The sequence below is a fragment of the Legionella lytica genome, from assembly GCF_023921225.1.
GTDB lineage: Bacteria > Pseudomonadota > Gammaproteobacteria > Legionellales > Legionellaceae > Legionella > Legionella lytica.
In genome coordinates this window covers 2517207-2538553 of record NZ_CP071527.1, presented here as the reverse complement: position 1 = coordinate 2538553, position 21347 = coordinate 2517207, and the positions used below count along the sequence as shown (strand labels likewise).

Here is a 21347-nt window from a genome sequence, read left to right as displayed (position 1 = left end):
TTATATATACTTAGATCATATTTTCTTTTTCCGTGGGTGTTTAAATAGTCTTTTTTAGACGGAAATCTTGGGGAGAATATGCCATTTTTCTTACTTGTATGATTATAATGTCGGCAATTTTAACTTAGATTTATCTCATTGTTATGAAAACCATTATTGAATCTTATCAAGAAGGCCTATTTCATCGGAAATATTGGCTGCAGAACATAATTTCAGGCTTGATCGTTGGTGTCGTGGCCTTACCACTAGCGATGGCATTCGCAATTGCATCTGGCGCGAAACCAGAGCAAGGTTTGTATACCGCAATTGTTGCGGGATTGATCGTTACAATTATGGGCGGTAGTCGTTTGCAGATTGCAGGGCCTACAGGAGCCTTTATTGTAGTGCTCTCAGGAATTACTGCAAAATATGGAATTTCTGGTTTACAGATTTCCACGTTAATGGCTGGTTTTATTTTGCTATTTTTTGGCCTTGCTCGTTTAGGGGGTATTATCAAGTTTATACCCCACCCGGTAATTGTTGGTTTTACCGCAGGTATTGCCGTGGTGATTTGGGTCGGCCAGTGGCATTACTTTTTTGGTTTTCCTTCGGGAGGAAGCGGGCATTTCCATGAAAAATTGTGGCACCTGCTGCATTCATTCCCGCAACTGCATCTCACCACAACCGCTTTAGGATTTCTTGCTTTATTTATCGTTATTTTTTCCAATAAAATTCCAGGCTTAAAGCGAATTCCAGGGCCTTTAATCGCTCTTTTAGTGGTTACAGCCTTGCAGTCAATCTTTCATTTTCAGGGGGTAGCAACCATTGGTTCCATGTTTGGTGGAATTCCTCAAGGCTTACCTAGTTTTGAAATCCCTGAGATTACTGCTAACCGAGTTATTGAGTTGATTGGCCCTGCATTTACTATTGCTATGCTAGGAGCTATTGAGTCTTTGTTATCAGCTGTCGTTGCTGATGGTATGGCCGGAACAAAACATAATTCAAACCGCGAATTGGTTGGGCAAGGAATCGCAAATATTTTTGCTCCATTATTTGGTGGTTTTGCTGCAACCGGAGCCATTGCCCGTACAGCAACGAACATTCGTAATGGTGCGAATAGCCCCTTAGCAGGAATTATTCATGCCTTGACCTTAGTTTTAATTGTACTCTTCTTAGCCCCCCTGGCGGTGAATATTCCCCTTGCAGCGCTCGCAGCGGTATTATTTGTAGTGGCATGGAATATGAGTGAAGTGAAGCATTTTATTAAAATAGTTCAGCGTTCTCCACGTGCGGATGTCGTTATTTTATTGGTGACTTTTGTCCTTACTGTATTCGTGGATTTAGTGGTTGCTGTCAATATAGGGGTGATTATCGCCATATTACACTTTATTCGACGCATGGCTTCTAGTGTGGAAGTGCAGCAAATGACCGATAATGACTTAGCCACCGAACTAGCAAAGCGGAATATCGAAAACTTGCCTCAAGGTGTATTGGTTTATGCTGTAGATGGGCCATTTTTCTTTGCCGCCGCAGAAGAGTTTCAACACTCCTTGGCGGTGACTCATACTGATCCTAAAGTTTTAATCATTCGCCTGCGTTGGGTTCCTTTCATGGATAGTACTGGATTGCAGACTTTAGAAGAAATTATTAAAGATTTACATCAACGCAAAGTACAAGTGATTTTAAGCGGTGCCAATTATCGAGTTGAAGTAAAATTACGCAGGGGCGGGATCATTAATTTAATTGGCGAAACTAATTTTTATCGGGAATTTTCTGATGCGATTACGGCCTGTAGTAAGTTAGAGCACTAACGGTAATGCTCTGAAACTGATGGCAATTAGGCTTTACTTAATTGCCTAAAAGTTCTCATTCCAATAGCATCGTAATTTCAGTAGAATGATTTTCACTTTATGGATATGGGGTAGTTATGGCAGTCAAAACACATATTATCGATTTAGCCCAACTTGGTATGCGTGATTTAGAGCAGGTTGGTGGTAAAAATGCGTCACTTGGTGAAATGATTAGCCACTTGTCCTCAGTGGGCGTTGCGGTTCCGGGTGGCTTTGCAACTACAGCGGATTCATTTAAAGAGTTTTTATCCCAAGATGGTCTAGATAAGAAAATTTATGAAAAATTATCCACGCTGAATACTGATGACGTTCTTCAACTGACTACTGTCGGTCGAGAAATTAGAGATATGGTGATTAAGGCGCCATTTACCCCCGAGTTTGAAAAGGAAGTGCATACTGCTTATCAAAAGATGTCTCAAGCGATTGGTCATGATGATTTTAGTGTAGCCGTTCGCTCTTCAGCTACAGCAGAGGATTTACCCGATGCGTCATTTGCTGGTCAGCAAGAAACTTTTTTAAACGTTAAAGGCATTGATGCTATTTTAGAATCTATTAAGCTTGTTTTTGCTTCCTTGTTTAACGATAGAGCTATAGCTTATCGTACCCACCACAAATTTGAACACCATGATGTGGCCTTATCTGCAGGTATTCAGCAAATGGTGCGCAGCGACTTAGCGGTAAGTGGTGTAATGTTTACCATGGATACAGAATCAGGTTTTGATCAGGTCGTATTCATCACCTCATCTTATGGTCTAGGTGAAATGGTTGTGCAGGGCGCAGTAAATCCAGATGAGTTTTATGTTCACAAACCCGGTTTACAAGCAGGTAAACCCGCAATCATTCGTAGAAACCTCGGCAGTAAAGCATTGAAAATGGTTTACTGTGATGAGCCAAGTCAAAATCGTCGCGTTAAAACAGTTGATGTGGATGCGGCAGAACGCCTGTTATTCTCTTTAACGTCTGCAGAAATAGAAAGTTTGGCACGTCAGGCCATGATTATTGAGAAACATTACGGCCGTCCCATGGATATTGAGTGGGCAAAAGATGGAACCAATGGCAAGCTCTATATTTTACAAGCACGTCCAGAAACAGTAAAAAGTCGTGACAATAAACAGATACTCGAACGTTACACACTGCAACAGCAGGGTGAGATATTAGCGGAGGGGCGTAGTATCGGACAGCGTATAGGCCAAGGTAAGGCGCGGATTATTCGCGATGTCAGCGAAATGAATCGTGTACAACCAGGTGACGTACTTGTTTCTGATATGACCGACCCTGATTGGGAACCCGTAATGAAACGAGCTTCAGCGATTGTTACTAATCGTGGAGGCAGAACTTGCCATGCCGCAATTATTGCACGCGAGTTAGGTATTCCTGCCGTTGTAGGTTGTGGTGATGCGACTAAAACAATTCGTGATGGTGATGAAGTCACTGTAAGTTGTGCTGAAGGTGATACTGGTTTTGTTTATGAAGGCATACTGCCATTTGAGCAAATACAGCTTGATGTAGAGACGATGCCTGAATTACCCATGAAAGTGATGTTAAACGTAGGTAATCCTGAGCGTGCATTTACCTTCCAATCGATTCCTAATTCAGGAGTAGGTTTGGCGCGTTTAGAGTTCTTGATTTCCAATACGATTGGTATTCACCCACGTGCTTTACTTGACTTTGATAGTTTGCAAGATAAAGAGTTGAAGCAGTTTATTAGAGAAAAAACAGCAGCTTATGAATCTCCGGTTGAGTATTATATTGAGCGTTTAAAAGAGGGGATTGCCACCATTGCATCTGCTTTTTATCCCAAACCTGTAATTGTTCGTTTGTCTGATTTTAAATCCAATGAATATGCAAATCTTACTGGTGGCTCATTGTATGAACCGCATGAAGAAAATCCAATGCTTGGTTTTAGAGGTGCATCACGTTATGTTTCTCCAGAGTTTGCAGATTGTTTTGCTTTAGAATGTAAAGCTGTGCGTCGTGTACGTGAGGAAATGGGACTTATTAACGTTGAAGTGATGATTCCCTTTGTGCGCACTGTGTCTGAAGCCGCTAATGTTATTGACGTATTGAAACAAAACGGTTTAGAGCGAGGCAAACATGGCTTAAGAGTGATCATGATGTGCGAGCTTCCTTCCAATGCCTTGTTAGCCAAAGAGTTTTTAGAGTATTTTGATGGTTTTTCAATAGGTTCTAATGATTTGACGCAGTTAACTTTGGGCCTAGACCGCGACTCAGGATTGATTGCATCTCAGTTTGATGAGCGTAATGATGCAGTAAAAGCCTTATTGCATATGGCCATTTCAACTTGTAAAGCAGCAGGTAAGTATATTGGAATCTGTGGTCAAGGCCCTTCCGATCATCAGGATTTTGCTCAATGGCTAATGAATGAGGGGATTGAAAGCGTTTCATTAAATCCTGATTCGGTATTGGAAACTTGCTTGTTTTTGGCCAAGCAGAAATAGATATCGGAGAATGGGCAAGGCTTTTTTCCTATACCGCGGTCAAGCCCTGAGGGCCCGGCTATTAGTTAAGGATTTTAGTTGTAGGGCCTATGGGCCAACAAGGACATCAAGCCGTTCCAGAACTCTATGTTGGGCCATGGGCCCAGCCTACAAGGCATTGCCCGATTTCCTTAACTAATTGGCAGTGCCCCTTCAGGGGCAAGCCGCAGTAATTCGGCATTCCAATGGGGGGATTAACCCTCTCGCTTGACGAATCCAAATTCAAGCCGCAACATAGACAACATCAACGAACACCATGCCTATATTTATCAGAGAGGTTTAGTTTTATGCAGCATCGTAAATGGTGGTTATTTTTAGCCGGATTAAGTCCTATGGTGGCATTTGCATCTCCAGCAGCAGAAGAAGCTGATCCCATCACTTTTGTATTACTTGGCGTCACCACCATATTTTTCTTTGCCATTCTTGGACGCTATATTGCCAGACGCTTAAATCAGCCCAGCGTACTGGGTGAGTTGCTCATGGGAGTCTTGATTGGCAATCTGTTTTACTTTTATGGCTTTCAATTAATTACCTTATTACGCGAGGGAGCTGCCACTTTTGATATTGTCCGCGAGGTTTTAAAAGGTGTTCCTTTAAATACTGCGGTAACCCAGATCATTTCTGATCCTGAACATGCCCAACAAGTCATTACTGCTTTAGCGAGCTCTCGTGGTGCTGATTATCTTAAAATCGCTTATGTGGTGGATATTTTTTCACGTTATGGCGTTATTTTTCTCTTATTTATGGTGGGTTTAGAAAGCTCTTTTGAAGAATTAAAGCATACTGGGCGTGATTCAATACTGGTGGCCCTGATCGGGGTAGTTGTGCCAATGATTCTTGGATTTGGAGTCGCTTATTTATTAATGCCGGAAGCCTCCTTCCAAGCAGATTTATTTATTGGAGCCACTCTAAGTGCTACTAGCATTGGGATCACCGCTCGTGTATTGGCTGAGATGAAAAAATTACGCACACGCGAAGCGCGAACCATTCTGGGCGCGGCGATGTTGGATGACGTTTTGGGTTTAATTATTTTAGCCGTGGTTAGCTCAGTAGTAATTAGCGGGGCTGTTGATTTTATGGTAGTGCTCCGTATTGTTATGGCGTCCATAATCTTTTTTATCAGCGCCTTACTGTTAGGGCCTTTCATCTTACGTCGGTCCATTCATTTTTTCCGTTTCCTTGAACCTTGGGAAGCTAAGTTATTCATCTCCTTTTTATTTATCATGTTGCTTTCTTGGTTTGCTTCATTTATCCAGTTGGCAACGATTATTGGCGCCTTTACTGCGGGTGTTATTCTGCATGATGATTATTTTAAATCGCTGGAGACGAACCCAAAAGAGAAGGTTCATCGTACTATTTATCATTTATTATCCCCTTTAGAAACTATATTAGCCCCAATGTTTTTCATCTTGATTGGTATTCAAGTCAAATTGGAAAGCTTTTTGCATTGGAATGTGATTATTCTCGCCTTAGGCTTAATTGTTGCCGCGGTTATAGGGAAATTAGTGAGTGGTTTTGGAGCTAATGCCAAAGACGACCGCTTACTCATTGGTATTGGTATGCTACCACGAGGAGAGGTAGGGCTGATTTTTGCTTCTATCGGCCGAACATTAGGAGTAATTTCGGACGATTTGTTTTCAGCAATTGTTTTAATGGTTATGATCACTACTTTTATTGCTCCTCCATTATTAAAAGCGCGCTTTGTAATGCAGGAAAAAAAAGGCACTGTAAATGAATAAACACTTATCACAAGTACCGATTGATGTGACTCATGCGTTGCAAGAAGATGTGGGCACTGGCGATGTTACCGCAGCCTTACTCTCAGAGCACCTAATGGCCGAAGCCGAAATTATTTCCCGAGAGCCTATGCTCCTTTGCGGCCAACCTTGGGCTAATGAAGTATTTAGCCAGATTGATAAGAACATTAAACTTGAGTGGCTGGTAACTGAAGGAACCTGGCTAGCGAAACCGACGACCTTATGCCGTATTTCTGGACCGGCACGCAGCATATTAACTGCTGAGCGTACCGCGTTGAATTTTTTACAAACTTTGTCTGCTACTGCGACGCAAACATACCTCTATGTAGAACAATTAAAAGGCACTAAGACGCGTTTACTAGACACGCGCAAGACCTTACCTGGACTGCGTGTGGCACAAAAATATGCGGTAAGCTGCGGCGGTGGGGTTAATCACCGGATGGGACTTTATGACGCATTTTTGATTAAGGAGAATCATATCAAGGCATGTGGCTCCGTAGTGAAAGCAATTGCCTTGGCAAGACAGACTCAAAATAATATTCTAGTAGAGACTGAGGTTGAAACTTTAGATGAATTACGCGAGGCACTGGCTGCAAAACCGGACCGAATATTGCTCGACAATTTCAGTTTGGAAATGCTTACTGAGGCAGTACGTATCAATCAATCTAACCAATGTACTTTAGAAGCTTCCGGAGGAATTACTCTTGAAAATATTGCCAAAATAGCAGCATCAGGAGTAGATTTCATTTCTGTTGGTGCAATTACTAAATCCATCCAAGCGATTGATTTAAGCTTATTGATTAGGGAAATATTATGATGCCAAGTATCGTTTTTACTGGGGGCGGAACAGCAGGCCATGTAGCGCCTAATATTGCGTTGATTCAAGAATTTCGTCATAAGGGATGGGATATCGCTTATGTAGGTTCTGCTGAGGGCATTGAGAATCAAATGATAAAGCCACTTGGTATTCCATTTTATTCAGTGAAAAGCGGTAAATTGCGACGATATCTAAGCGTTAAGAACTTATTGGATCCATTTAAAATCGTTTTGGGTATTTTTCAAGCTTTTGTATTACTCGCTAAGTTAAAGCCAGATGTAGTGTTTTCCAAGGGAGGCTTTGTTGCTTTCCCTGTGGTAGTAGGGGCTTGGTTAAACCGCATTCCCGTAGTTGCTCATGAGTCAGACATGAGTCCTGGGCTTGCGAATCGCTTATGTTTTCCGTTTGTGAATAAAATCTGTCTTACTTTTGATGCCGGTAAAAAGCATTTTAAAAACCAGGAAAAAATAGAAGTAACGGGAACACCTATCCGTGAGCAATTATTTTCCGGAAATGCTGCTGCAGGATTGGCATCATGTGGCTTTAATACGGACAAACCCTGTCTTTTGGCTATTGGTGGTAGTTTAGGTGCAGGCTCAATCAATCGCAGCATTCGCAACGCGTTGCCTCTGCTAACCCAGAACTATCAAGTCATTCATCTTTGCGGTAAAGGTAAAATGGATGCTGCCTTGATGGATGTTTCCGGTTATAAACAATTTGAATATGCAAATGAGGAGTTAGCTGATTTATTTGCTGCCGCATCTGTAGTTGTTTCTCGTGCAGGTGCAAATTCACTGTATGAATTATTAGCTTTAGGCAAGCCCCATATTTTAATTCCTTTATCAGCGCAGGTTAGTCGTGGGGACCAAATTCAAAATGCTAAGTATTTTCAAGGATTGGGTATTAGTTCTGTCATTGATGACAGCTCCTTGAATGCAGAGACTTTAGTAAAAGCTCTGCGTGATCTTGAAAAAAACAAGGATGAGATTTTTAATAAAATTAAAGCATTAAAAATCAAATCAGCTACGGAACAGATTGTGGTTATTATTGAGGAGCAAATACATGTTCAATCCCCAAGCACTGTATGACTTTATTCGTCAGCAATGGCAGGAAGAGATTATTCCCAGTCTATGTGATTACATAAAAATTCCAAATAAGTCACCCCATTTTGATGCGAAATGGAAAGAACACGGATTGATGGATCAGGCGGTAGATCATATTGCTGATTGGTGTAAAGCACATGCTCCTCAAGGGATGCAATTAGAAGTGATGCGCTTAGAAGGGCGCACTCCACTACTTTTTATGGAAATCCCCGGACAAATCAATGAAACCGTATTAATGTACGGCCATTTAGATAAACAACCCGAAATGTCGGGATGGCATGAAGATTTACATCCTTGGAAGCCAGTGCTTAAAGACGGACGTCTGTATGGCCGTGGTGCTGCTGATGATGGTTATTCGGCTTATGCGTCCTTAACAGCAATTCGCGCCTTAGAAGAGCAGGGCCTTCCATTTCCACGTTGTGTATTGATTATTGAGGCTTGCGAAGAAAGTGGTAGTTATGATTTGCCTTATTACATCGAATTATTGAAAGAACGCATTGGCCAGCCTAAATTAGTGATTTGCCTTGATTCTGGTGCAGGTAACTACGAGCAGCTATGGATGACTACTTCTCTACGCGGCAATGTCGTAGGTGAGTTGTCGGTTGAGCTAATCAGTGAAGGGGTTCACTCAGGCAGTGCCAGTGGTATTGTGGCCGATAGTTTTAGGGTTGCTCGCCAGTTGATTAATCGTTTGGAAGATGAAACCACGGGAACGGTTAAGTTGTCCCAATTATACTGCGATATTCCGGAGGAGCGTGTAAAACAGGCTCATCATTGTGCAGAGGCTTTAGGTAAGCACGTTTATGATGAGTTTCCATGGCATGAAGGGGTAGAACCTGTAGTTCAAGATAGAACGGAACTGATTTTAAATCGCACTTGGCGTCCAGCATTAACAGTCACTGGAGCAGATGGATTTCCACCCATTGCCAATGCAGGTAATGTGATGCGCCCATTGACCGCATTAAAACTATCAATGCGCCTACCTCCTTTAGTGAACCCCAAGGTTGCAGCAACAACAATTCATGAAACATTAACACAAGATCCTCCGTACAACGCTAAGATTCATTTTTCGATTGATGATGGCTCTAAAGGCTGGAATGCACCAAAACTTTCCCCCTGGTTAGAAGCGGCAGCAGATGACGCCTCACAAACCTACTACGGCAAACCCGCAGCCTATATGGGCGAGGGCGGAACCATTCCTTTCATGGGGATGTTGGGCGAAAAGTTCCCTGATGCCCAGTTTATGATCACTGGAGTATTAGGCCCACACTCTAATGCTCATGGCCCTAATGAGTTTTTACATTTGGATATGGTGGAAAAGCTAACTGCCTGTGTGGCTTATGTTTTGTATAAGTCGATTGTATAAAATTGTAGTTGTATCAGCCTATGTTCTATAGAACATAGGCTTTATTGACCTCTTGCTATAATGAGTGCCTCTAAAAAATGGAAACCCGTTCTTAATCGATTTATGATTGAATTCGAAGAGCGGTTGATGGAGTTTGTTTAACACATGATAAGTTTGACTCAATAATTTACAGGCTCTAAAAATTAGGCAAGGTTCCTAAAGTATTTGAATTGAAGATCTTCGTCGGCAGTTCTACTCCGTCTCTGAGCTACCCTAGAAATCAATCTTTATGGTAGCTCAGCCCCAAGTTGATACTAACCTTAAGCTATTTAATAGAATAACTTCATTTCTTTGGTGAAAGTAACGTGCTTTTTATATCCTCATTTTTTTCTGGTTCCTCCTCGAAAGGTTCTTCAGAAGTAAACTTTAATTTTTTGTTTTCTTCCAAATCATTATCACGCTTTCGTTTAGGCCATTTAAAAAGGACTATTTCGTCATTGAGAAATTGCTTTCGTAAATGCTGAAAATTATAAGCAATCGCTTTATCTAGGGCTTTATTTAATGGTATCGGATCAGAGCTAAAAATGTTGGCTATAGTAAGGGTAGTAAAATCTATCTTATTTTTGCTGAATTCATTATGAATAGCAGGTAATAAGATGAGCGGAGCAACAAACTCAAATAAAGAATGACCACCGTTATAAAATAAAAGAGTGGAAATATAGAGTTTAAAAAAAGCCTGAAACTCCTGATGTGATTCACTAAAATAACCTTCATTTTTTTGATTAAAAAAGGATAGCGTGCGCAACTGACAAAGCATACTACCGGAAATAGAATTAGAAAATGGATGCATCTGGCGGGAAAAGTTTAATGCCGTCCAGAGCTTTCCAAACACAAATCGTGATTGATCACTACCTTTTAGAAAAGGGATGATCGATTCTGCCATAGCATTGTCATCCCCAGGTAAAGGCATGTGTCCTTTCATTAAACCAAAATGCTTGGATCGAACATTACCTGCATGATTGGAAGCCTCATGCGGTGTTGTTGGTAATAGTTCTTTTCCGCGCGCATCTTCTGCATAAATCCCTTTTCCATAAATATCAAGAGGAAGATTAATCTTATTTGATTGAGCGCAATTTACTGCAAGAAAAGATGCTCGAATAAATAACTCAATAACTAATTTTTGATTTGCTTTTAGTGTTGAAAATAATTCTCCTGCCTTAAGCCTTTTCATGTAGTCAGCATATTCTTTCTGCACATTAGAGTCACTTTCTTCTGAATTTCCTCCTAATACAGAATGGCATTTTTGATAACGGGCAGGATCATTATTTTTAATCAATAGTTCTAATTTATTTACATATTTGATTAGTTTATTAAGATTGACTTCGTGGGTATCATGCATTAGCGTTTCATACGCTAAATGGGTTTCAAAATACCTGCGCGTAGGGTCATTATTGATCACGGAAGGTTCTGCGAGGATTTTATAAGGTCGGAAAATACTCTTATTATTATCGACATACCGATCAAGTATCGAGCAATCGGTGGGATTACATAGGCCATTTAAATACAAAGTTGTTAATATTTTTATGTCTTTATCGGATGATTTTTTTTTATAATGGTCTATGAGTAGTAATACCGCTTGACCGGGGGATATTGTCTTTTTAGCCACATTGACACCTAATAACGAACTTTATGTCTCCATATTATAGATACATTAATGATCAATTGGTGGAAAAAAAGTTCGTTTAATGCAAAATATTTTACTTAATCACTAAAAACATATAAAATTTAGATTAAAATGTACCTTTGTGAGTTATTTATGGGCAAAATAAATGAAGATGGAAAATTCACATCATTTCCGGGATTATCAGTTATATCCACCATTCAGGATGAGCCGTTTTGGAAAAATATATTTAATTTTTTACAGCAAGACCCTCTTATAGCCGAGCACTATTCATTGCTTCCAGTAACCAGTTATCATATGACTACTTATAATTTATTTGTGCAAAATCATACACCTGAAGATCAGTGGCTGGAATTTATTGATAAGAACTTGACATTTTTCCAATTACTACATGAGCATTTGCTGATGTTTTTAAATTTCTCTCCTTCAATTACAAAAAGTACCAAGATTATTACCAAGCCTGTATTGCAATTAGTAGTAGATATTTCATCAGTACAAAAAGAGAAAATTGCGAGCATTGCTACATTTTTTAATTTAACTAAAAATATTGCTTTTCCTTTTCATATCACCTTAGGTTATCAACATAAAGCATTAAATGACGCGGAGCACGAAAAAATACAAAAAACACTATTGGCAAATGTCCGTAAGCTAATGCTATCTGACACAGTCCTATCTTTAAACCCTCCTACGCTGAGCTACTTTAATGATATGACCGCATTTATGGCTTGGGATGGCTGTATTAATCCTTTTAGAACATCCTCGACCAGCATATTGGATGCCTCTCCTCCAATGCAAGAAAAACAATTGGTAGTCAATTCCTTCTCTCAGGACAATCATAATACCTTTTTTTCCGGAGAGAAAAATAACTCAACAAATCAAGATGAATGCACTAATAAGAACTCATTAAAGTAACTGCATTAATGTAATGAGGGCGCCCTCAATTTAACTTTTGCTATTTTCTTGCTTCTTCACTAGTTAAGTTGACGATGCCTTTCGAAGCGATTTGCCTTGAACTTAAATGCCAGAAGGTCCATGAGTGGGCTTATATCTTGGAATCGTCTATCAGGTTTAGAGCTAAAAAAAGAAAATAATGACATTTGTTGTATTACTTCTAAGTACATGAAATAAAGTGAAAAAATCATTAATGAACTATATCAAACGCTGAGCACCAACTAAAATAATGTATGATTATATGTCGTGATGTATATTTAAATACCGTAAAAAATACGGTATTCGTGCTGGTTTTGGGCGTTAAATTTAAAGATTATGTATTGAATTTTTAGCAGTAATTCAAGAGGCGAACTCTAACTTTCTTAGATTGAAAATCTCCGTTTTTCTTTTTTGTGTAGAGTGTCCCGCTTTGCTTTTGTTTTTTAAATTTAGAAAACTCATTATGAATGCTTTACTAAGATGATAAGCAAAGCCAAGGCATGACCTTGGCTGCTCATTGAATGGCGATGCATAACTCTTAGGAGGGGCCGACTCTTTAATTAAAAATAATTAGAGCGATAGAAATTAAAATAATAATCAATATAACTATGTGCTTATGATTAACCATGAAAAATCATCCAATAAATATAATTATTGAATTTTAGACTATTTATTCAGTATTTAAGAAATATTGCTATCTAGTTTTTTCTGACACATTAATACGTTCCTAACGCACTCAACAGCCTGCAGTTAAAATTATATGGCTAGGCGAATTAATCATAGAAAATAAAATCAAAGTGAACTAAAATAGCTCCTTTTTTATTATTAATTATTATGCCGCAATCAAAATCATCTATTTTACTTATCGGATTACTCTCTGCTTTTTCCTTTTTAACATTTGATTTGTACCAACCTTCATTGCCATACATTACTACTTACTTTGGCACTACCCACGATTTAAGCCAACTTACTTTAAGTATTTATTTATTTGTTTTTGGGTGTGCTCAATTAATATGGGGGCCATTGATAGATCATTATGGTCGCCGGCGTTTATTACCGGCTAGTCTAGGGCTTGCTGTTATTGCGAGTTTAATATGTGTTTTCGCTCCTAACATAGAGGTTTTGATTTTAGGGCGCGCTTTACAAGGTTTTGCTTTATGTTGCGCTAACCTAGTGGCTTTTTCAACTTCTAGAGATTTTGAAGATGCCGTAGAACGGGCAAAAGTCTTATCCTATGTTTCCATGATTGTCTCAATATCGCCAATTCTCGCTCCTGTTTTGGGATCTCTAATTTTTATTTATTGTGGCTGGCAAGCAAATTTTGCGTTAATGGCTTTTATCGGCATAGCATTACTGCTGCAAACACGTAAAGGACTTTTTGAATCGCCATTTTGGACCGCACCTCAACAACCTTTTTCAATTAAAAAAGTAATAAAATCATATCAAGAAATTTTACCCTCTTCTTATTTGTGGAACGGTTCATTGATCATGATGTTTAGTTTCGCAGCAGTGATGCTCTCAGTAATTAACTCCTCTTATTTGATTATTGACCAATTGGGTTTTTCGCCTTTGGCCTATGGGATTATTTTTATTTTTAATGGATTAAATATCATCGTAGGTAATTATTTAGGCATTCATTTACGCAAGTATTTTAGTATGGCATCCACTATTTATATGGGAAGTTGGCTTATACTCTTAGGCGGCTTTGCGATGTTGGTAAGCTCCACTGTCTATGGATTTAACTTGTATGCTTTATCGTTTGCTCTGATTTGTAATTTAGGGATTAGTGTTATTGCGCCGGCAGTAATGTCCTTAATGCTTGCCGATTTTAAAGAAAATACTGGCGTTGCCCTGGCGTTTATTCATACCGTACGAATGTTTGGCTCCTCGTTATTAACCATTGTTAGCGCTTATTTTCTCATGCGAACACTTAATGCATTACCTTTAGGCTTAATGGCTTGTGGAATCGGGTCTCTTTACTGTTCTTGGCATTTTAATCGTTTGTCTAATACTGAATCTGATGACAGTGAATTTGATGGAGCAGAAGCAGCTTAAGTCTCTTTTGTCCTGGGGATGAACATGCCGACCATTCCAGGTTTAATTTTTTGATAATAATTAGGCGGTATAATAAGAATTATATTTTCTAATGTTATGGTGCCAATTATGGGTAAGACTTTAAATTTAATTTATTCCTCTCCAGAGCGGCTAAACTTTTTTGGTAAAATAAAACAGATTGGTGACATAGTATTTAAATTTAAATCCGAAGGCGTTATTAATGATTTTGGAATTGAAGACGAAAATGAAGTGGGGCGCGGAGAATCTTATGCTGTATTTCCTGAATTGCAGACAATGTTCGACAGCGGGCAAATAATAACACTTGATGCGTTACGCGAAGGGCTACGCTCACGAGGGGTTATCGACCAAGTCATGCAGAATAAAGCTATGACAATGCTGTTACAGTGTAAAGCTGGAGTGCATTATGCCATGGGCAACGTTTTAAACGGCTTGTTGCTAGAAAATGGACATAACTTTTTGATGCGCTCCGATTACGATGTTAAATTTGAGGTTCAAAGCCCAAATCACGTCAAACTGGTTTTCAATGGTACTTGGCAAAATATCATGACAGATCCAAGAGAAGATTCCCTACAAGCCCGGGTTGAAGTTGACATAACGCTGGAAAGGATTGCTATTTATAATTTTAATGTTACACAAATAAGCAAAAGTCCCGAAGCAGAGCAGGCTTTTAGATTTTTACAAAATAATCAGACCTCTATTTGGCAAAAAATTGTAACTTTTTTTAAAACCTATTTTAATGCTAATAGCGTTTTAGAAATAGAAAATGTGGCTCGTGATAACAAACCGTGGCACGAAAATATCAATAAAATGGAGGGGCCTTCAGTGAATTCTGAGGAATCATCGAGCGAAAAAGATGGTCTTGCTAATGAGGGCTCAAGTTTTACTCCATTGTAATTATATGTGTGATTCATAGACCACGTTTCAATTAATTGATAGCTTTACCGGCGTTTAATCGTGATAATTCGGGCTAAAGCTATACAATTGATTAACCACCTAAAATCATCTAAAAAAATCTAGACAGTTCATCTAATTATTGGGATACTGCAACCGACCCTGGAACGGGTCTTTCAGTCCAACAATTAGGAGAAATTTATGAAAGCACAAATACTTGCTGCTGCATTATCATTATTGGCAGTAAACCTCTCGGCGCATGCGGGTAAAACGCCAAGCGCTCATCCTGAGAAACAAGCTGTAGTTGTTTCCCAAAAGATTGATCTCAATAAAGCGGATGTAACTTCTTTAATTGGTTCCTTTAAAGGCATAGGCAAGAAGCGTGCTGAGGCTATTATTGCTTATCGTACCAGTCATAAAGGTTTTAAATCAATTGAAGAGCTTTCGGAAGTTAAGGGCATTGGGCAGCGTTTTGTTACTGCTAACAAAGAAAAATTAAATGAAGTATTTGTTATTAATTAATTTTAACATCATTTCTGCATATGTCTCGTAGGCTGGGCTGTAAAGCCCAGCATGGGGATTTGCAAGATAGAATTTGCTGGGCTTTACAGCCCAGCCTACATTCTGACTAAAATATGGCCAATACCAATGGTGTGTTCAAAATTAAAACATTATTCTATTTAAGTGTTTGATGCGGCAGCAAAAGCGAAAGATGAAAAATTGATTGAACAAAAAATTTACTTTTTTATTTGAAATTGTTGCCTAGAACAGTCGATCTTTACGCAAATTTAGTATAAAGTAACGCACAAAAAAAGAATGGGATAGTGCTGCTTATGTTCAGGAAATTAAGGGGCGTGTTCTCCAATGATTTATCGATTGACTTGGGAACCGCTAACACATTGATATATGTAAGAGATAAGGGAATTGTCCTTAACGAGCCCTCCGTTGTTGCATTGCGAAATGAGTCAGGTCAGAAGCGAGTTGCAGCAGTAGGTCTAGAAGCAAAACGTATGCTTGGAAGAACTCCAGGCAACATTAATGCGATTAGACCCATGAAGGATGGGGTAATTGCTGACTTTTTCGTTACTGAAAAAATGCTACAGCATTTTATCCATAAAGTTCACGAAAATAAATTTTTGCGTCCTAGCCCACGTGTGTTGGTTTGTGTTCCTTGTGGTTCTACACAAGTTGAGCGTCGCGCAATTCGTGAATCAGCTATGGGTGCTGGTGCTCGTGAAGTATTTTTGATTGAAGAACCAATGGCTGCTGCCTTAGGTTCAGGAATGCCAGTAGAAGATGCTAGTGGTTCAATGGTTGTCGATATCGGTGGTGGTACTACTGAAGTCGCGATTATTTCTTTAAGTGGTATCGTATACCATCAATCAGTGCGTATTGGTGGGGATAAGTTTGACGATGCAATCGTATCATACGTACGTCGTAATTACGGTACACTTATCGGTGAAACAACTGCTGAGCGCATTAAGCATGAAATCGGCTCTGCATTCCCAAGTCGTGATTTGTTTGAAATAGAAGTACGTGGAAGAAATCTTGCAGAAGGTGTGCCTCGTAGTTTTGTTTTAACTAGTGCAGAAATCTTAGAAGCGCTACAGGAGCCTTTGTCAGGCATCGTGGGTGCTGTAAGAGCTGCTTTAGAATTGGCTCCACCTGAATTAGCTGCTGATATTGCGGAACGTGGTATGATTTTAACCGGAGGCGGAGCATTATTGAAAAATATTGATCTCTTACTGATGGAAGAAACTGGTCTACCCGTATTAATCGCTGAAGATCCGCTAACTTGCGTTGCTCGTGGTGGTGGTAAGGCTTTAGAAACCATGGACTTACGTGGCGGTGATTTCCTCTCAACAGAATAATAATCGAAACAGATTATTTAGCCGAGGCGGGCACAATCCAATAGGATTCGTGCTTGCTTTGCTTATTTCGGTTTTCTTAATGTTTTCTGACTACCACTATGGTTATTTAAATAGTGTTCGTAGTGGCTTTTCTTTAATTGTAGCTCCATTGCAATACGCCGTTGATTACCCTGTGCGCGTATTTGGTTGGATCCAGTCGCTAGTTAGCGCGAAAAAGGCGTTAATTGATGAAAACATGCGATTACGATATCAACAGGCAATGCTAGAAGCCGAGTTACAAAAACTATTAGTTACGCAAAAAGAAAATTTTCAACTTAAAGAATTATTGCTCACTTCCTCGCAAGCTGACATGCGTGCAATGGCTGCGCAAATCTTGGCTGTAGATACCAGCAATTCACGACAAATTGTTGTATTAAATAAAGGTGAGCGTGATGGTGTATATGTTGGCCAGCCGATATTAGATGCTAAAGGAGTGATGGGGCAAATCATTGATGTAGGTCCTTTAACCAGTACTGTATTATTGATTTCAGACTCTATGAGTGCTGTTCCTGTAAGAAATAATCGTACAGGGGAGCGGGCTATTCTGGTGGGTACTAATGATATTGAAACGCTCTTTTTAATTAATTTGCCGAAAACCTCCTCGATTCATCCGGGTGATGTTTTGGTTACTTCAGGTCTAGATAGGCGATATCCCGAAGGGTATCCTGTTGGACGAGTAGACGAAGTTAATAGCCTGCCTGGTGAGGATTTCGTAAAGGTAAAAGTAAGACCAGTAGCTCTGCTTAACCGCAACCGCTTGGTTTTATTAATCTGGCCCGATAAAGAGCAGGAGCAGTTAACCGCACAAATTAACGAGCGTTTAAATGCCAAGGAGACTATGTAATGAATCTTCGTTTACGCTTGGCCGTAGGGTTTATGATTACATTGATTTTATCCATATTGCCTATGCCGGAATTAGTTACTGATTTTAGACCGCCTTGGGTTTTATTGCTGGTGTTGTATATTGAATATTTTCTCCCAGGAAATTTTAATCAAACTACTTTATTGCTTGTGGGTTTGATGCTTGATGTGTTGTTGGCAACCGTGATCGGTGAACATTCTTTTGCTTTATTATTAGTGACTTGGCTTGCTTCCAGTAAATCCAGACGATTTCAGTTTTTCTCCATGATGCAGCAAATCTTTTTAATTGGCTTTTTCTGCTTGTTATATCAAGCAATTATCGCGTTAATTACTGCACTGCTTGGTTTTAAATACAGTATGTTTATGCCTGTCGCGAGTGCCTTTGTAGGTATGTTTTTATGGCCATGGATTCGTTTATTAGGTGAAGATACGCTTTTACCGCGTTTTGCTTATCGCCAATTGTAGGTTGGGCCATGGGCCCCAACTTACAATAGACTACGTTTTCCTCATTATTTGATGGCAGCTAGCCTATGCCTGAACAATCGTGTACTCACCCGGATTCAACCCACCAAGTTCCCAATCCCAAATTCGGTGACGCACTAATCTTAATGTAGGAAACCCAATAGCTGCGGTCATGCGCCGAACCTGATGGTTCTTTCCCTCACATAAAATAATTTCTAGCCAACACGTAGGAATACTTTTTCTAAAGCGAATAGGGGGATTACGAGGCCAAAGAGAGGGGTCTTCAATAACTCTTACATCTGCAGGTAAAAAGCGGATATCTTTAAGCGCTAAGCCTTTTCTTAAAGGCTGTAACTGCGCATCAGTAGGTATTCCTTCAACTTGAACCCAGTAATATTTCTTCTTATTAAACTTAGGGTGTGTTAACCGATGTTGTAAGGGACCATCATTCGTTAATAACAATAAGCCTTCACTGTTTTTATCCAAGCGTCCTGCAGCATAAACATTAGGAATATCAATGAACTCCGCTAAAGTATGATCATGTTCCTCGCCTGTAAATTGGCAGACAACCCCATAAGGTTTGTTGAGTAAAATAAGTTCTGGCATAAAATCGGTTAGCCTAAATTCAAAGGTCTTAATGGTAGAGGGATTGCTCTGCTTTGTGAAGCCAATCTCCGCATGATTTGTGTTTTTAGGGCAATTATTATACAATGCCGACCAGTTTCTATATTAACGTGAACTGAATCTATGCGATATTTTTTACTCGTTTCATTATTTTTCTCTCAATTTACCTATGCAATGAACCATATTGTGATGGTTGGTGATGAAAAGGTTGAGATTAAGCATACTGTTGGTCGAGGTAAAACATTTATTCATGTGCACCACAATGAACAGACAGCGTTAAAAGCAGCGCAGGCGGTGGTTAAGAAAGAAGGTGGGAGCTTGATTACGTTAGTCCATTCTGGTGGTCGCAATATTGTATTTAATTTGCGCAACAAGCGTTATGAGTTTGATCCCAATAGAATTTTTACCGACAATGGCATTAAAAAAACCTTAACTAGTCTTAGTCAATACAGCCCAGAAGCCCATCGAGAAGTTAAAAAATTAGCAGATAAAATAAAAAGAATATTACCCCGAGGTAAGGTTGTTGCTGTACATAATAATGCATCGTACTCACTTAAAGATTACTTGCCTGGAAAATCGCTGCAAAATGATGCGCAAGCTATTCATATGCATCCGCGAAAGTATTACCGAAATTTTTACTTAGTAACCCGAATTGGTGACTTTTTACGTTTAAAAAGCAAGGGTTATAATGGTGTATTACAAAAATCTACGGCAACAGATGATGGTTCACTGTCTATTTATTTAGCTAAAAATAATTACATAAATGTAGAGGCAGGTTATGATCAATTAATCGAACAGATTAAAATGTTGCAGCACGCATAAACTTAAAACACTAATATTTGTCTTAAAGAAATTCTATTGCATTTTTTCGTATTATCCTAACCAATTTCACGCAAATGGACTTGGGATTCCAAGTTCTAGCGTGCTATCATTATCACCTCTAAAAATTTACGGAGTTGTCAATGACGTACGATAAAATCAAAGTGCCTGCAGAAGGTGAAGTGATTACGGTTAACGCGGATCATTCTCTTAATGTGCCGAATAACCCAATTATTCCTTTTATTGAAGGTGATGGTATTGGTGTAGATGTAACACCCCCTATGATCAAAGTTGTTGACGCTGCGGTAAAAAAAGCTTACGGCTCTGAAAGAAAAATTTCCTGGATGGAAGTTTATGCAGGTGAGAAAGCAACTAAAGTTTATGGTGCAGATCAATGGTTACCAGAAGAGACTTTAGAGGCATTAAAAAAATATGTTGTATCTATTAAAGGGCCTTTAACTACCCCAGTGGGTGGTGGAATTCGTTCGTTAAACGTAGCAATTCGTCAACAGCTAGATCTGTTCACTTGCTTGCGTCCTATTCGTTATTTTACTGGAGTACCAAGTCCTGTAAAAGAGCCTTGGAAAACCGATATGGTTATTTTCCGCGAAAACTCAGAAGATATTTATGCCGGTATTGAGTGGCAAGCAAATTCTCCAGAAGCGAAAAAAGTAATTGAATTCTTAACTAACGAAATGGGTGTTAAAAAAATTCGATTCACAGAGCATTGCGGTATTGGTGTTAAACCCGTTTCTCAAGAAGGAACGGCGCGTTTAATTAAAGCAGCAATTCAATACGCTATTGATAATGATCGTAAAGTGGTTACTTTTGTTCACAAAGGTAACATTATGAAGTTTACTGAAGGTGCCTTTAAAGATTGGGCTTACCAAATTGCTCGTGATGTTTTTGGCGCTAAAGAATATCAAGGCGGCCCATGGATGGAGTTCAAAAATCCTAAGACCGGAAATCAAATCATTATCAATGATGTGATCGCTGACGCGTTCTTACAACAAATTCTTTTAAGACCTGAAGAGTACAGCGTTATTGCTACGTTGAATTTGAATGGTGATTATATTTCTGATGCCTTAGCTGCTCAGGTTGGTGGTATTGGTATTGCTCCAGGCGCTAACTTAAGTGATCAAATCGCGGTATTTGAAGCAACTCATGGAACTGCACCAAAGTATGCTGGTCAAGATAAAGTGAACCCGGGTTCAATCATTCTTTCTGCTGAAATGATGTTACGCCATATGGGATGGAATGAAGCAGCTGATTTAATTATCAAGGGTACCGAAGGTGCAATTGAAGCAAAAACAGTGACTTATGATTTCCAACGCACTATGGAAGGGGCTACTTTAGTGAGTAGTTCTGGATTTGCGGATGCGATTATCCAGCACATGTGATTGTATTATCATACAATGTAACCGTATTTGCTTTGCCTAATACGGTTTTTTGTCACAATAAAAGCGATTAATAGCCCTTTATCATATCGTGGAAAAATAGTAGCTTGGATGGAGCGTAGCGCAATCCGGGATTCAGTGTTCAATTGTAAGCATTGTTCTCTGGATTGCGCTGCGCTCCATCCAGGCTAGGTTTTAAGAATTAACGGTTACCGCGATATAAGATAAGGACCTGAGCTGTTACCAACGAATAGGACAAAGGTTGTCCATTTTCATGGAAGCTATCTAACCAATATGTTTTTGATTACCCCAAAGGTCAATTTTTTCATTAAAATTAGCCCTTTTTA

17 protein-coding genes are annotated in these 21347 nt (G+C 39.4%); 15 read left to right on the top strand and 2 right to left on the bottom strand.

Features of this window, described 5'->3' with window-relative positions; all coding sequences use genetic code 11:
• Positions 1-143: 143 nt before the first annotated feature.
• From J2N86_RS11190 to J2N86_RS11165, 6 genes are all read left to right on the top strand, one after another.
• The gene (locus J2N86_RS11190) at positions 144-1790 is read left to right on the top strand and encodes a SulP family inorganic anion transporter (protein WP_252579550.1); all 1647 of its coding nucleotides are present in this window, start codon (positions 144-146) and stop codon (positions 1788-1790) included.
• Between the two features lie 116 nt (positions 1791-1906).
• Positions 1907-4288: a phosphoenolpyruvate synthase gene (gene ppsA / locus J2N86_RS11185; protein WP_252579549.1), complete on the top strand. Its 2382-nt coding sequence runs from the start codon at positions 1907-1909 to the stop codon at positions 4286-4288.
• A gap of 326 nt (positions 4289-4614) precedes the next feature.
• Positions 4615-6066 (top strand): cation:proton antiporter, encoded by a 1452-nt coding sequence (locus tag J2N86_RS11180; RefSeq protein ID WP_252579548.1) that lies wholly within the window; start codon positions 4615-4617, stop codon positions 6064-6066.
• Entirely contained in the window at positions 6059-6901 is an 843-nt protein-coding gene (gene nadC / locus J2N86_RS11175) for a carboxylating nicotinate-nucleotide diphosphorylase (RefSeq protein ID WP_252579547.1), read from the top strand. Before J2N86_RS11180 ends, nadC begins: the two co-directional genes overlap by 8 nt.
• Positions 6898-7989, top strand: a complete 1092-nt coding sequence (locus J2N86_RS11170) for an undecaprenyldiphospho-muramoylpentapeptide beta-N-acetylglucosaminyltransferase (RefSeq protein WP_252579546.1) — start codon at positions 6898-6900, stop codon at positions 7987-7989. Before nadC ends, J2N86_RS11170 begins: the two co-directional genes overlap by 4 nt.
• On the top strand, positions 7964-9370 hold the full coding sequence (locus tag J2N86_RS11165) for a M20 family metallopeptidase (RefSeq protein ID WP_252579545.1): 1407 nt from the start codon (positions 7964-7966) through the stop codon (positions 9368-9370). The genes J2N86_RS11170 and J2N86_RS11165 overlap by 26 nt, the downstream gene beginning before the upstream one ends.
• A gap of 322 nt (positions 9371-9692) precedes the next feature.
• Here J2N86_RS11165 and J2N86_RS11160 read toward each other — a convergent pair whose 3' ends face one another.
• Positions 9693-11015: a hypothetical protein gene (locus J2N86_RS11160; protein ID WP_252579544.1), complete on the bottom strand. Its 1323-nt coding sequence runs from the start codon at positions 11013-11015 to the stop codon at positions 9693-9695.
• Between the two features lie 150 nt (positions 11016-11165).
• On the opposite strand from J2N86_RS11160, the gene J2N86_RS11155 reads away from it, so the two are divergent.
• The 7 genes from J2N86_RS11155 to mreD all read left to right on the top strand — a co-directional run bounded on the left by J2N86_RS11155 (position 11166) and on the right by mreD (position 18163).
• On the top strand, positions 11166-11942 hold the full coding sequence (locus J2N86_RS11155; RefSeq protein WP_252579543.1) for a DUF1868 domain-containing protein: 777 nt from the start codon (positions 11166-11168) through the stop codon (positions 11940-11942).
• Positions 11943-12794: 852 nt separating this feature from the next.
• Positions 12795-14015 carry a multidrug effflux MFS transporter gene (locus tag J2N86_RS11150; RefSeq protein ID WP_252579542.1) on the top strand — a complete coding sequence of 407 codons (1221 nt, stop codon included), beginning with the start codon at positions 12795-12797 and terminating at the stop codon, positions 14013-14015.
• A gap of 108 nt (positions 14016-14123) precedes the next feature.
• Positions 14124-14930: a hypothetical protein gene (locus tag J2N86_RS11145; protein ID WP_252579541.1), complete on the top strand. Its 807-nt coding sequence runs from the start codon at positions 14124-14126 to the stop codon at positions 14928-14930.
• Positions 14931-15128: 198 nt separating this feature from the next.
• Positions 15129-15449 carry a ComEA family DNA-binding protein gene (locus tag J2N86_RS11140; RefSeq protein WP_252579540.1) on the top strand — a complete coding sequence of 107 codons (321 nt, stop codon included), beginning with the start codon at positions 15129-15131 and terminating at the stop codon, positions 15447-15449.
• Positions 15450-15760: 311 nt separating this feature from the next.
• Positions 15761-16798, top strand: a complete 1038-nt coding sequence (locus J2N86_RS11135) for a rod shape-determining protein (protein ID WP_058535650.1) — start codon at positions 15761-15763, stop codon at positions 16796-16798.
• Positions 16776-17681 carry a rod shape-determining protein MreC gene (gene mreC, locus J2N86_RS11130; RefSeq protein ID WP_252582445.1) on the top strand — a complete coding sequence of 302 codons (906 nt, stop codon included), beginning with the start codon at positions 16776-16778 and terminating at the stop codon, positions 17679-17681. Before J2N86_RS11135 ends, mreC begins: the two co-directional genes overlap by 23 nt.
• Positions 17681-18163 carry a rod shape-determining protein MreD gene (mreD, locus tag J2N86_RS11125; protein ID WP_252579539.1) on the top strand — a complete coding sequence of 161 codons (483 nt, stop codon included), beginning with the start codon at positions 17681-17683 and terminating at the stop codon, positions 18161-18163. Before mreC ends, mreD begins: the two co-directional genes overlap by 1 nt.
• A gap of 63 nt (positions 18164-18226) precedes the next feature.
• Here mreD and J2N86_RS11120 read toward each other — a convergent pair whose 3' ends face one another.
• The gene (locus J2N86_RS11120) at positions 18227-18766 is read right to left on the bottom strand and encodes a pseudouridine synthase (protein ID WP_252579538.1); all 540 of its coding nucleotides are present in this window, start codon (positions 18764-18766) and stop codon (positions 18227-18229) included.
• Between the two features lie 141 nt (positions 18767-18907).
• Between J2N86_RS11120 and J2N86_RS11115 the strand changes: the two genes are divergently transcribed.
• Positions 18908-19606, top strand: a complete 699-nt coding sequence (locus tag J2N86_RS11115; RefSeq protein ID WP_252579537.1) for a protein tyrosine phosphatase — start codon at positions 18908-18910, stop codon at positions 19604-19606.
• 140 nt (positions 19607-19746) lie between these two features.
• Positions 19747-21003 (top strand): NADP-dependent isocitrate dehydrogenase, encoded by a 1257-nt coding sequence (gene icd / locus J2N86_RS11110; RefSeq protein ID WP_252579536.1) that lies wholly within the window; start codon positions 19747-19749, stop codon positions 21001-21003.
• The last annotated feature ends 344 nt before the right edge of the window (positions 21004-21347 follow it).